The following is a 13,209-nucleotide window of genomic DNA, read 5'->3' as shown; positions in this document are numbered from 1 at the left end:
CACCTCAGGCTGAGCTGTACGTGCCGGTCCCGACCACTCGCAAACCTACAGTGGCCGGAATACGTGGAAAGGTCCTTTTGCCACCTCAAGCAACGGCGCACAGATTTTCGAACACTTCTCAGACGGCCCGTTCGGAGAGTTTCTCGTCCAGGCGGCCGTCCGGGAGAACGCGGTCTCCGTCTCATCTGTTAACACTCATCGCCCTCTCCTACTCTCGCCGCTAGTTCATCCCCTCACGAAACTTCCAAGCCCAATCCAGGGCGGAGGAAGACGGTTCGAAAGATTCGAAAGCGAGCAGCTAGCCTGATCCCCCCCACCCGGTCTACCCTCAGTGATGCGCCTCACGCCTAACAAAGGCCCCGAGCGAGCGCCGCACAAGTTTTCAGTGAAGTTCTGATGAGAGGCATCAATGACCACCCCTTTTTCGACGCCGGAAGCCGGTTCGATCGTGAACCGCCAGCTTTCCCGCCGCGGCCTGCTTCTGCTGGGTGCCGGTGCCACTGCCGCTGCTGCGCTGGCCGGACAAACGTTCTGGGCACCGCCTGCCCGGGCCGCCGATGAATTCGATGGCCTGCGCCAGCGCTGGGCCGACTACATCACAGGCGGTGCCGGCCTGGACACCTCCCATCCCACCATCGCAGCGCAGCTCCGATCGATGTCCGCGGATGCCGCGCGCTTCTGGGACAGCAGCGTCAAAAACCCTGCCGTGGACGGGCACATCTGGAGCGACTACCCGATGTCTAAGAGCGACGCGGCCAACACCAGCAACACGTACTCCCGCATCCTCGCCATCGCAAAAGCTTGGGCCACCGTAGGCACTGACCAGTTCGGCAACGCCGAGATCGCCGCGAGTCTCGTCGTCTGGTACCGCCGCATGTACACCGATTGGTACACCGTCAATCCGCCCAAGCGGACGGGCAACTGGTGGTTCTGGGAAATCGGCATCCCGCGCACGCTGGCCGATCTCTCCATCCTCGTTGATTCCCTCCTGACCATCGAGGACCGCAGGACCGTGAGGGACGCCATCGTTGTCCAGGTCGCAAACCCCAACATTCGCCGCGACATTCCGTCGCTTTCCGAGACCGGTGGAAACCGCGCCGACAAGGCTCTCGCCTGCATCCTGCGCGGCATCGTCGCCCGCAACGCTGATGACATCGCCCTGGGCCGCGACGCCCTGAGCGATGTTCAAGGTGGCGGCAAGGCGAGCCTCTTCCGCTATGTCACCGCAGGCAACGGCTTCTACGCTGACGGTTCCTACATCGACCATGACAAGCTGCCGTACGTTGGCACGTACGGCAACGTTGCGGTCGCCGGCGTCGCCCGCTCCCTTATGCTCGTAGCAGGCAGCACCTGGGATGTCACGGACCCGAACAAAACCGCCTTCCTGGACGCTGCCGTTGATTCCTTCGCACCGTTTATCTTCAGCGGCCGAATGATGGCAACCGTCCGTGGACGTGCAGTGTCCCGCCAGCGCGAGCAGGACTTCCACAATGCGTGGTCAACTGCGAATTCCCTCCTGCTCATTGCCACGCAAATCGCTGAGCCGTACCGCAGCACCTACAAGTCCCTGGCCAAGGGCTGGCTGACCAGCTGCGATGTTGACTACACCGACTTCGCAGGGCTTTCCGACCTCTCCCGGGCGCTCCCGCTGCTGGCGGACGCCAGCATCACGGGCCAGGGCGAGGCGCCTGGCCACCGCCAGTTCGGAGCCCAAGAGCGCATGGTCCACCGAAGCGTCTCTAACGGCGCCACCTGGGCCTACACCGTCTCCACATCCTCCACGCGGATTGGCCGCTACGAGTGGGGCAATAACGAGAACAATGTCGGCTGGCACCACGGGGACGGCGTCGGCTATCTGCACCTCACGTCCGACCAGGGCCAGTTCTCCGGGGGCTTCTGGCCGACAGTGGATCCCTACCGCATGCCGGGCACCACAGCGTCCCTCACGCCGCGCCCTAACGGCGCGATGAACGGTACCGGCATCCCGGGCGCTTCCAACAACTGGGGCGGCGGCGTTGGCCTCTCCGGCACATGGGGCACGGCCGGCATGAACCTCACCAACAGCCTCGGAAACGTGAGAGCCAAGAAGTCCTGGTTCCTGCTTGACGAATTCGTCATCGCGATCGGCTCCGACGTGCACGTCAGCGGCGCAGACGCGGAGACCGTCGTCGAGAACCGGTGCTTCCCGGCTAACGCCTCACCGCTGCTCACTGTGAACGGCGCCCCGGTGACATCCACGACAACCGGGCAAACCGCGTCGTACGCCCACCTGGATGGCATTGCCGGCTACATCTTCCTCGGCAAGCAACCCGTTCGCGCTACTGTGGCACAGCGGACCGGCACCTGGTACGAAATCAACTCTGGCTCGGACACCGGCGGAACCAAGGACCCGGTCACCTGCACCTACGCGACGCTCTCGGTGCAGCACCCGGCGGGCACCAGCGGCGGCAGATACGGCTACGTGATCGTTCCTGGCGCCTCCGCTGAGCGCACCCGCGACCTCGCAGGCGAACTCGAACTCGAGATCCTTCGCCAGGACGACTCGGCACATATTGTGCACGTCAAGCAGCAGGGCCGCTGGTTTATGTTCGCTCACTTTTTTACCGCCGTTGCTGACGGTCCGATCCGCTCCGACGCGCCTTGCGCAGTGCTGGTCTCCGGCACAGACCTGAACGCTCAGGTTGCCGTATCAGACCCCACCAAGTCGGTGGTGGCAGCGCACATCGAGCTCGAGCTCGACCGCCCGTACCGCAAGATCATCACCTCCCACGAGCGCCTCCAAGTCCAGGGCGGCGCTCGCGTGATGATCGATGCAAATCTATCCAAAGCCGCAGGCGCATCCTTCGAGGCAACACTGAAAGTCGTCTAGCCCACCGGCAGGCCGGCAAACAAGGGCGCCTTCCGGATTCTCGACCCACTCTGTCAGGTCCGCAAGGCGTTCCTTTTTTTCCCGGCTAACGGCGTACCAGACCGCTGACTTCGCCCTATCTGCACGTCCGAAGCCCGCGCTCGTTAAATCAGGTTGGTAGCGTCTATGCACCAAAGTTACCGCGTTGTCCCACCTGCTGCCTGAGACATTGCCAGCACCTCCCGTCATTTCTTGGACCCTGACAAGGGCTATTCCGTCAGCCTGAGAGCAATGAAGGATTATCGCTGCCGTGTGATTGGACAGCGCAGGCGGCGGATAACTTCAGACCAGCACCTCCTGGTGCCGCCGCCGCATGCCCTATCAGGGGAATGGTGAAATTCCTACGTATCGAAGGCGACGCCGTGAGTAGGACCCATCTTGATGAGTTCGTCAGGGACACCATCAACGGCGACCCGGGCAGTGAAAAGGGGTTGAGTTCCGAAGAACTCTTTGGGCTTTACACCAGCTGGTGCCTGCTCACCGCATGTCCGCAGGAATCCGCAGACGCCCTCTGGCAGGCAATTCTCCTCAGGGGTATCGTCCCCGGGCACAACACTCTTGCAATGACCGGGCCAGCCGCAGCAGACTACATTCTTTCAAGCGCGCCCGGGCTTGTTTGAGGATGGCGCGGTTGAGGGCTTTCGGCTTTCCCTGACACCCGCTATGGGTGGCTTGTTGGGCGCCCTTTGCGGCTCTCCCCCGCAGACTTCTGCATGTGTTCAAGGCCTGGCGCCCGGGCAGTTTCGATCAATGCGCTGGTGGCACCGGACGCATCCTTGCGCAAAGCCCACTCTGCCTCGATGGGCTTGCCTGTCGGTCCGGCTACGGTGGTGAGCCTTTTCTCATAGCCAGCGCAATACGCTGCGCCCAACGTACCCTCACCGCCGTCGGCGATGGGAAACTCAACAACCGTCGCCTTGGATACACGCGTCGGACGCCTTCTGCGATGGCGGAGGCCGCCTCACTCGCGGTGGATGAACCCTTGAATTTGTCGGGGGCGATCAAGCATGTCCCGTCCTCAGTCGTTGGGGGTCGCACGACGTTGCCTTGCTGGGTGTGTTGTTTGCACTGCTCTGGGAGACCAAGTCATTGCGGATGCAGGGTGCCAAAGCGCAGATGTTGTCCACATCAGCGGGCGCGGCAGGGCATATAGCTGCTCTCGCCTACCGCGGGGCCACGATGTTCATCTGGCCCCGCGGTCTGTGAACCGCGCAGTGTTGCGTTCATGAGTGGGGCAGTACAAGTTCCGCGTAGCGGTCCTTCATGGTCCCGAGGACGGTGTCGCCCTCGGCGTTCCAGATGTCCTGGTTGAAGATTTCCACTTCGATGTCTCCGGTGTAGCCGGCGTCGCGGACCCAGGTGCCGATTGTGGCGAAGTCGATGACGCCGTCGCCCATCATGCCTCGGGACAGCAGCGCGTCCGTTGCGATGGGGAGGTTGAAGTCGCACACCTGATAGGATGCGATCCTGTTTTCCCCCCCGGCCCGTTCGATCTGCATCTTCAGTTCCGGGTCCCACCAGACGTGGAAGGTGTCGATGGCGACGCCGACCGCCTTCGCGTCGTAGGGGGCGGCCAGGTCCAGGGCCTGCCCCAGGGTGGAGATCAGGGCGCGGTCCGCCGCGTACATTGGGTGCAGGGGTTCCAGCACCAGCCGGATGCCGTTTTTGACGGCGAACGGCACTAGGTCCTCGAGGCGGTCAGATATACGCTGGCGGGCAGCTGTCACGTCCTTCTCCCCCGGCGCCAGACCGCCGACCACCAGGAACAGCTCCTGCGTGTCCAGGGCCACGGCCTCAAGGATGGCAGCACGGTTGTCCGCCAGTGCTGCAGCCTGGCCGGCGGCGTCGGGCGCCGTGAGGAACCCGCCACGGCACAGCGAGGACACGCGCAGGCCGGCGTCCCTGATCAGCCTTGCGGACTTGACCAGGCCGGTATCGTGCACGATGTCCCGCCAGGGGCCGATCGCCGGGATGCCGGCACGGACGCAGCCGTCGACGGCCTCGGCTAGGGTCCATTTCTTGGTGGTGGCGCTGTTCAGTGACAATCGTGAAAAGTCGGACAGCCGTGAAAGGTCGCTCATACTCATACTCCCACTCCATTGATCCGCAGGAAATCCGACATCCGGGAGGCGGCCAGGGCGGGGTTCGGGAACAGTCCGGCCTGGTCTGCGAGTTCGAAGGTTTTCGCCAGGTGCACCACGGACCGCCCGGAATGCAGTCCGCCGACCATCTGGAAGCCGGGCTGCTTGCCGTTGAGCCAGGACATAAAGGCGATGCCGGTCTTGTAGTAGAAGGTCGGGGCGCTGAAGATGTGCTTGCCCAGGTCCCGGGTGGAGTCCAGGATGGCGCGAGCCTTGACGGCGTCGCCGGCGTCGTAGTTCTGCAGGGCGGCCGATGCGGCCGGGTAGATGGCGGCGAAAATGCCCAACAGGGCATCTGAGTGGTGCGTGCCGTCGCCGTCAATGAGTTCGGGATAGTTGAAATCGTCGCCGGTGTAAAGCCGCACGCCCTCGGGCAGGGCTTTACGCAGGGCCACTTCGTGGCCGGCGTCCAGGAGCGAGACCTTGACCCCGTCTACCTTGTCAGCGTGTGCCCGGATTAGTGACAGGAACGTGTCGGTGGCCCGGGCAACGTCGTCGGAGCCCCAGTACCCGGCCAGCGCCGGATCGAACATCGTGCCGAGCCAGTGCAGGATGACCGGCTGGTCCATCTCCTGCAGGAGGGTCGCGTAGACGTGCAGGTAGTCATCCGGGCCGCTGGCCACCTTTGCCAGCGCCCGGGATGCCATCAGGATCACCTTCGGCCCCGCTGCAGTGACGACGGCGACCTGCTCGCGGTAGGCGTTCAGGACTGCCTCGATGCCGGCCGCGCCGGAGGGAAGCGTTCCTAGGTCCAGCTGGTCGGTCCCGGCACCGCACGAGACGAGGTCGCGGACAGTCTTGCCGGCCGTTGCGGCAGCGCCCGAGGCAACGACCGAAGCTGCTTCGACGCCCGTGCGCTTGATGAGCTGCTGGGTTGCGTCCCAGTCCAGGCCCATGCCGCGCTGGGCGGTGTCCATGGCATCGGCGACGCCGAGTCCGTAGGACCACAGCTCGTGGCGGTAGGCCAGGGTTGCGTCCCAGTCCAGGCGCGGCCGGGCACCAGGTGTGTTTTCGGCGGTGACTTCGGGAATGACGTGGGCCGCCGCGTAGGCGTGGCGGGAGGTGATGGGGGCAGACGGCTTGGCCCAGGCGGGTGCCGATTGGAGGCGGTATTCGCGGGTGCCGCCGTCGTGGGTGGGAAGGATCAGGGATGTCATCAGAGTGTGATCTCCGGGATGTCGATGGTGCGGCGCTCGTCGTTGGACTGCAGGCCGAGCTCGGCGAGTTGGACGCCGCGGGCGGCGGAGAGCAGCCCGAAGCGGTGTTCGCGGCCCGCGACGACGTCGCGGAGGAATTCTTCCCACTGCAGCTTGAAGCCGTTGTCCAGTTCGGCGTTGGCGGGGACTTCCTGCCACTGGCTGCGGAAGGATTCGGTGACGGGCAGGTCCGGGTTCCAGACAGGTTTGGGCGTGTGGGCCCGTTGCTGGGCGACGCATTTGTTCAGGCCGGCGGCGGCGGAGCCGTGGGTTCCGTCGATCTGGAACTCGACGAGCTCGTCGCGGTAGACGCGGACGGCCCAGGAGGAGTTGATCTGGCCGATGACCGGGTCGCCGCCGGGGGTTTCGAGTTCGAAGATGCCGTAGGAGGCGTCGTCGGCCGTGGCCTGGTATTCGTTGCCGGCTTCGTCCCAGCGCGCCGGGATGTGGGTGGCGGTCTTGGCGTTGACGCTCTTGACCTTGCCGATGATGCCTTCCAGGACGTAGTTCCAGTGGCAGAACATGTCGGTGGTCATTCCGCCGCCGTCTTCCTTGCGGTAGTTCCAGGACGGGCGCTGGGCGGCCTGCACGTCGCCTTCGAAGACCCAGTAACCGAATTCGCCGCGGATGGAAAGGACGCGGCCGAAGAAGCCTTCATCGACGAGGCGGCGCAGTTTGACCAGGCCGGGGAGGTACAGCTTGTCGTGCACGACGCCTGCGGTCACGCCGGCTTCCCTGCCGATCCGGGCCAGCTCGATGGCTTCCTCAAGGGTCTCCGCCGTGGGCTTCTCGGTGAAGATGTGCTTGCCGGCGCGCATGGCCTTCTTCAACGTGGCGGCGCGGAGGCTGGTCATGGAGGCGTCAAAGACGATGTCAACGGTGGGGTCGTTAATGACTGCGTCCAGGTCAGTGGACCACTCGGAGACTTTGTGCAGCTCGGCCAGTTCGCGGATCCTGGCCTCATTGCGGCCCACCAGGATGGGTTCGATCTGGATCCTGGCGCCGTCCTCCAGCAGGAAGCCCCCGGCGTCACGGATGGGAAGGATTGAACGCAGCAGGTGCTGGCGGTAACCCATCCGGCCGGTAATGCCGTTCATGGCAATACGGATCGTCTTCGTTTCGTAACCCATGGGTTCGTCGCTCTCTGTCGGTCGAATCTACAGCGGGAAAGCGCATTCCCGCTCTTCAATGATGCACTTTGGTAGCTCTACTGGCAAGCGCATTCCCAAATTTTCTGGCGCCCTGTCACAATGGTGAGAGAGCGTCGGAAACGCTCACGCGTAGATCAGGAGATACATGTGGCTGCAACTACCTTGGTCGAGGTAGCGCATTCGGCCGGCGTCTCCCCCGCCACCGCTTCGCGCGTCCTCAACGGTTCCGCCAAGACGCCCGGCCCGGACATCGCGGAGCGCGTCCGGAAGGCGGCCGAGTCGCTTGGCTATATTCCAAATGCCTAGGCACAGGGCCTTGCCAAGTCGAGTTCGGGTCTCATCGGGTTGATCGTCCACGACATTGACGATCCCAATTTTTCGGCTATAGCCCGGGGCGTGCAGGCAGCTGCGCGCGATGACCACAAGATGGTGCTGTTGGCCACCACCGAGGGCACGCCTGCCGACGAGCGGGCCGCCGTCGCTGCCTTCGCCGCGCGCAGGGCAGACTCAATCGTGATTGCCGGCTCCCGCTCGACGCGTGTGCAGGACCGGGAAGGCAACGCACTGCTTGCCGCTGAGCTTGACCGGTACTGTCGTAACGGGGCTGCCTCCGCGAGTCCTGCGGATCCTGGCCGCTGTGTTCGCGGTTGCTGCAGCCGGCTCACTGGTGCTGGTGGCGCCGAACTCGTCGTCGCCCGGCCGGCCGCGGGCGACGTCTTCATCGCCTTCCTGAATAGCCTGGCGGCCGTGGCGTTGTGCCGCCGGAGTTCCGAATAAGCCTGGACATGACGAAGGGGCCGGCGGGCGGCCGGCCCTTCGTCGCTTCCCTCTGCAAAGGAAATCTGGTGTGCAGCGTCTCGCTACCTGTTGGTTAGAAGTTGTGATGTTCTTGGGCCCAGCCGGTATCCGCGGGCCCCGTTTGGTTCGCCGGCGGTGAGCAGACGAATTTCAATGACGTCTTCAGCCAGGCTGGGGTCGGCGTCTGGCTTGTCACCGGCAACACTATTCCGCCAACTTCGGCAGAGACCGCTAAAGGGAACGTGGCCTTCAGTGGCCCCTTCATGGATTATGCGTTTCCCACGTCCCGGTTTGAGGCTGGCCCTGCGATCTGGTCACGATGTTCGAAGAGCCGACGCCGGGTGTTGCTCGGCGGCGGACCTGGAACACGTCAAAGACCTTGAAGCCAGTGGAGCCACGGAGTTCTTCATCTCCACCCGGCGGATGAAACACGGACGCCCGGTCCCCGAAGCACCCAGGGGTAGGATCCCGGCAAATGCCACCCCGGCCGAGCGGATGGCCCGGAAACTGAAAACGAAGAAGGGCCGGACGGTCTACGCCCGGCGCAAAGCCATCGTGGAACCGGTCTTCGGACAGGTACACGCCCGGCAAGGCAAACACGTTCTGTTGCGCGGGCTAGAGAAGAATCGAGCAGGACGAAATACCGGCGGGCCAGGGTGATGTCCACTTTGGCCCCCGCGTCGGGTCCGTTGCGTTGGGCGGGGTCGGAGACATGGCTGCGAATGCGCCCAGTCAGAGGCCCTAGTCCTTCGGATTCTTCCGCGGCGATGCGCAGAAGGGCGACGGCGGCCAGTCCAGCGTGGTCGTAACTCAGTCCCACGGAGTCACCCGTCCTGGTTCTGTAACAGTCCCCATACGTCAGGGACTTCTTTCCCTTCGTCCCCGGTCCTCAGCATGTTCCTGACTGAAGCTTTCCAGGGCCAGAACCAGAGATGAGGTGTCCAAGAGGTCCACTGGCCGGGATCCCGCAAGCGTTCGGGAAGGGCCCACCATCCAGGCCACGAAGCAGTTGTGCGGGATCTTCAACGCCATCGCCCGCACGAACAAGTCTCGGACGGTTGGGTGGAGCTGGCCGCCGGCGAGAAACTGGAACCCCGGGCAGAATGTGCCATCGTCGATGATCTGTTTACCGGACTAAGTCGATGGTTAACGACGCGTGTCGCCGGCCCGGGACGAACCCTGTCAGCGTCATGCTTTGGTCATGGATCTCTCGGATCGCAGTTGGGATCGGCATCGAGCGGAGGGACTGACTGTCGCGAACGTCGGGCGGGTGATTCCTCGCTCCGGTGTTCCCGGGTTCGTGGTCCTCGACGCGAAGGGTGAGGAATTCGCTCCTGCCACGGAGTATCTGCTTGAGCTGGCAGCGACGGACCGTTCGCCTCAAACAATACGAACCTATGCCTTGTCGTTGCTTCGGTTCCTCCGATTTTTGTGGGCCGTCGGGGTTAGCTGGGAGCAGACAACGTCCCTCGAAGCGCGCGACTTCGTATTATGGGCGCGCCAGGCCGAGAAGTTCGTCGGGAATCGTAACGTCCCTCAGCGGCGTGGGAGCCGGAACCTTGTCACGGGAAAGAAGCATCTCGGAATGCGTTACTCACCCTCGACGATCAACCACACGACGACGGTGTGTAAGGAGTTTTACGCTTTCCAGCTTCGGATGGGAGACGGGCCCATCGTGAATCCTTTCGAGCTGCGCCGCGGGCGAGCCCATGCGCACCATGATCCTCAGCGGGAGTTTGCCCCGGTGCGGCGCCAGCCCTTGCGTCAGCGCGAGGCGCACCGGGTGCCAAGATCAATCCCGGATGGGAAGTTCAACGATCTGTTTCGCCGCTTGCGGTCCAACAGGGACCGGGCGTTGGTGGCGTTTTATGTCAGCAGCGGTGCACGGGCGAGCGAGCTGCTCGGGATCACGGGCGACAGGGTCAACGTGGGTGACCAGCTAATCGGCGTTTACCGCAAAGGTGGCCAGCTGCAATGGTTGCCCGCGGCGCCTGATGCTTTCGTATGGCTTCGGCTCTATCAGCTCGAAGGAGGCGTCGCCGGCCCGGATGAACCGGTTTGGCTCACGCTGCGGGGCGAGCCCCGTCCTCTGACCTACGAAGCCATGCGCGCCGTACTGAGACGCTGCAACGACCTGCTCGGTTCGAACTGGACGCTGCACGATCTGCGGCACACGTTCGCGATCCGAGCGCTCGAGGGCGGGATGGGCCTTCACGAAGTCCAGGAGTTACTGGGTCACCAGTCGCTGACTACGACCACGGTCTATGCGGTTCCGCATATGGAGGAAGTCATCGAGCATTACCGGACCCATCTGAGCAGCAGGACTTCCCCTGCCGCTGACAGTTCACCGGCCGGTCAGCCCTATAACCCCGATGAGTTGCGCGTGCTTTGGGGGAACCAGTGACAACTCCGCCCATCAATAAGATCCAGACCGCACGACGAAGCTGGAATGACCACACGCCGCCACCACAGGAACAACAACCGCCTGCACTGCCGCCCATCCCTTCTGGACCGCTGACCAGCGCCAGCATTGAGGACATCATCAACCGTCTTGAGGACTGCAGCCCGTACTGGCCACAGGTGCATGAGCACAGGGCGCGCATTCGGCGCTTACTCGGTCATTTGAGGCAGTTGCCGGGTGAATCCTGGCAGGACCGCTGGGCGCTGTTCGAGGGCCAGGTCGGGCATGACGCTCTGACGTGGCGGCTCAGAATAGCCGGCGGTTCAAGCAAGAACACGAAGAATCGCAACGAGGTCGAAGGGCTCAATGCGGCGATGGGACCGCTGCTGGCTCTGGACGTCATGCGCCCGTCCCACCGGTGGCTCGCGGGTCAGCGCTTTGCCTTCTGGAAAGCACTCAGCCGGTTCCGGGATCCCGCCCACACAGCTGAACTCGAAAACGCCCTCCTCCATGCGAAGGCTTCACCGGCCCAGGCCACTAGCGGGATCCTCACCTTAGGTCGCATTCAGGCCCATACAGGCAAATCGATCCGCCAGCTCACAGCCGAAGACATCCTCGACCTGACTACCCAGCTTCCCGGGAAGCTGATCGACGTCAGCCGCAGCGGGCTGACCGCCGTATGGCCTGTGCTGCACGGGCTGGGATGGATCAGACACGATTCCGGGACCATGCCCACACGGCTCCGCGTCGGACCGAAAACGGTGGATGAGATGGTCGACTACTACGACATCACCGGCCCCTGCCGGGAACCACTCATCCGCTATCTTCGGGTCCGGTCGGCTGGCCTCGACTACGCCTCGCTCTGTGCTTTGGGCAGGTATCTGGCCGGCCTCTTCTTCGCCGACATCGTCAAGCACTACCCTGACCAACGCAGCTTCGCACTGACCCCGAAGCAGGCGGCTGGCTGGAAAGCCAGGGTCAAACTCAAAGCCGACGGCTCGCCGCGCCGGGAAGTTTACAGCGTCTTCTTCTCCGTCCGGGCGTTCTATCTCGACATCAGCCAATGGGCACTCGAAGATGCCTACTGGGCGCAATGGGCAGCCCCAAGCCCCATAACCTTCGCCGAAACCCGCGGTTACGTGAAGCACCGGCGCGCCACCATCGCAACGATGCAACAGCGCACCCGTGAACTGGCTCCCGTGTTGCCCCGTCTGGTGGAGGCTGCCGAACAGGCCCTCCGCACGGCAGAAACAACCCTGGCGGATGCCACCACGGCCGGCACCGGCCAAACCATCGACATGAACGGTGAGGCTTGGGAAGTCTTCCAGAGCAGTGAACATGCGCATGTGCGGATTCGGCGCAATGGAAAGGACCGGGACCTGTCCTTTGAAGAGGACAACGCCTTCTGGACTTGGGCGCTTGTTGAGACACTTCGACACACCGGTGCACGGATCGAAGAAGTCCTCGAGCTGGTGCACATGAGCATCCAGCCCTATAAGGTTCCAGGGACCGGGGAGACCATACCGCTGCTGCACTTCGCTCCGAGCAAGACCGATACCGAGCGTCTGATGGTGGCAGGCCCTGAGCTCGTGCACGTGCTCTACCGAGTGCTTTCGCGTGTCACCAAGGACACGGGTGGTGCACCTCTGACACAGCGATGGGACTCAGCTGAGAAAGTGCTGAGCTCACCTCTTCCGCACCTGTTCGTCCGCCGCCGTGGCGCCGGACCGCCGAACGTGATGACGACGGCCACCGTATCCACGCTGCTCAATGACTTGGCGCGACGCGCGCATATCAATGTCAGCGGTGCCGAGGTGAGGTTCACCCCGCACGATTTCCGTCGCATCTTCGCGACCGAGGCACTTGCCAGTGGCCTGCCTCCACATATCGTGCAGGTGCTGATGGGGCACGCCAGTCTGGCGACGACTCAGGGATACGCAGCGATTTATCCCAGGGACATCATCCGGCACCACCGCACCTTCATCGAAAAGCGACGGGTCATTCGGCCCACCGAAGAATACCGCGAACCAACCGCCGCTGAATGGGACGAATTCGAGGCCCATTTCGTGCAGCGCAAACTCAGCCTGGGCAGCTGCGGCCGCGCCTACGGCACCGGCTGCCAACACGAACACGCATGCCTCCGCTGCGCCCTTCTCCGTCCGGATCCCAGCCAGATCAACAGGCTTCAGGACATCATCGACAACCTCGAAGAACGCATCACCGAAGCCGAACAACACGGCTGGCTCGGCGACGTCGAAGGGCTGCGCGTCACCCTCAACAGCGCCGAAATGAAGCTGGCACAGATGTATAAACTTCAAAGCCGCAATGACCGAGGGACCGTCGAACTCGGGACCCCACGAGTCAGGGAGGCAAGAAGCCTATAGAGACCGAACCAACAGTTACCTATCGTTCCTGATGCAATCTTGTTAGCTTTAGCCATGTATCGAGAAAAGTTGCATCAGTCATCCGTAGCTAGGTTAAGTTCCTTGAGATTGAGCTCGTTTCTCATTGGTACAAGTCTTGTTCTCTCCAGCATTGTGTTGTTTGAGTGGGACATGTCGGTGAAGACTTGGGTAGCCGGTGCGGTGTTCGCGTGCGCGCTCGTCTCCTTCTA

The 13,209-nt window shown here is 63.2% G+C and carries 7 protein-coding genes and 2 pseudogenes; 5 read left to right on the top strand and 4 right to left on the bottom strand.

Going from position 1 to position 13,209, the window contains the following annotated elements:
* Positions 1–409 precede the first annotated feature (409 nt).
* Both ACQCSW_RS01570 and ACQCSW_RS01565 read left to right on the top strand, forming a co-directional pair.
* Entirely contained in the window at positions 410–2,869 is a 2,460-nt protein-coding gene (locus ACQCSW_RS01570; RefSeq protein WP_426989205.1) for a polysaccharide lyase 8 family protein, read from the top strand.
* Positions 2,870–3,270: 401 nt separating this feature from the next.
* The gene (locus tag ACQCSW_RS01565; protein WP_426989204.1) at positions 3,271–3,528 is read left to right on the top strand and encodes a hypothetical protein; all 258 of its coding nucleotides are present in this window, start codon (positions 3,271–3,273) and stop codon (positions 3,526–3,528) included.
* A gap of 41 nt (positions 3,529–3,569) precedes the next feature.
* Here the strand turns inward: ACQCSW_RS01565 and ACQCSW_RS01560 are convergent.
* The 4 genes and pseudogenes from ACQCSW_RS01560 to ACQCSW_RS01545 all read right to left on the bottom strand — a co-directional run bounded on the left by ACQCSW_RS01560 (position 3,570) and on the right by ACQCSW_RS01545 (position 7,375).
* Positions 3,570–3,946 (bottom strand): annotated as a pseudogene (locus ACQCSW_RS01560) (glycerate kinase).
* Positions 3,947–4,131: 185 nt separating this feature from the next.
* On the bottom strand, positions 4,132–4,971 hold the full coding sequence (locus tag ACQCSW_RS01555) for a sugar phosphate isomerase/epimerase family protein (protein WP_426990594.1): 840 nt from the start codon (positions 4,969–4,971) through the stop codon (positions 4,132–4,134).
* Between the two features lie 20 nt (positions 4,972–4,991).
* Positions 4,992–6,206 (bottom strand): dihydrodipicolinate synthase family protein, encoded by a 1,215-nt coding sequence (locus ACQCSW_RS01550; RefSeq protein ID WP_426989203.1) that lies wholly within the window; start codon positions 6,204–6,206, stop codon positions 4,992–4,994.
* Positions 6,206–7,375 (bottom strand): Gfo/Idh/MocA family protein, encoded by a 1,170-nt coding sequence (locus tag ACQCSW_RS01545; protein ID WP_426989202.1) that lies wholly within the window; start codon positions 7,373–7,375, stop codon positions 6,206–6,208. Before ACQCSW_RS01545 ends, ACQCSW_RS01550 begins: the two co-directional genes overlap by 1 nt.
* 168 nt (positions 7,376–7,543) lie before the next feature.
* Here ACQCSW_RS01545 and ACQCSW_RS01540 point away from each other — a divergent pair.
* The 3 genes and pseudogenes from ACQCSW_RS01540 to ACQCSW_RS01530 all read left to right on the top strand — a co-directional run.
* Positions 7,544–7,999 (top strand): annotated as a pseudogene (locus ACQCSW_RS01540) (LacI family DNA-binding transcriptional regulator); the annotation flags it as partial.
* Between the two features lie 1,396 nt (positions 8,000–9,395).
* Entirely contained in the window at positions 9,396–10,598 is a 1,203-nt protein-coding gene (locus ACQCSW_RS01535; RefSeq protein ID WP_426989201.1) for a tyrosine-type recombinase/integrase, read from the top strand.
* Between the two features lie 218 nt (positions 10,599–10,816).
* Positions 10,817–12,979, top strand: coding sequence for a tyrosine-type recombinase/integrase (locus ACQCSW_RS01530; RefSeq protein ID WP_426989200.1), 2,163 nt, complete (start codon positions 10,817–10,819; stop codon positions 12,977–12,979).
* The last annotated feature ends 230 nt before the right edge of the window (positions 12,980–13,209 follow it).

It is taken from the genome of Pseudarthrobacter sp. Y6, from assembly GCF_050156205.1.
Taxonomy (GTDB): domain Bacteria; phylum Actinomycetota; class Actinomycetes; order Actinomycetales; family Micrococcaceae; genus Arthrobacter.
Note: the sequence above shows the minus strand (reverse complement) of the source record. Positions and strands in the feature narration are given on the sequence as shown.

Bases quoted from the DNA above. Each gene is read 5' to 3' on its own strand.
- ACQCSW_RS01545 (WP_426989202.1), bottom strand. From the start codon at position 7,375: ATGGGTTACGAAACGAAGACGATCCGTATTGCCATGAACGGCATTACC.
- ACQCSW_RS01535 (WP_426989201.1), top strand. From the start codon at position 9,396: ATGGATCTCTCGGATCGCAGTTGGGATCGGCATCGAGCGGAGGGACTG.
- ACQCSW_RS01550 (WP_426989203.1), bottom strand. From the start codon at position 6,206: ATGACATCCCTGATCCTTCCCACCCACGACGGCGGCACCCGCGAATAC.
- ACQCSW_RS01570 (WP_426989205.1), top strand. From the start codon at position 410: ATGACCACCCCTTTTTCGACGCCGGAAGCCGGTTCGATCGTGAACCGC.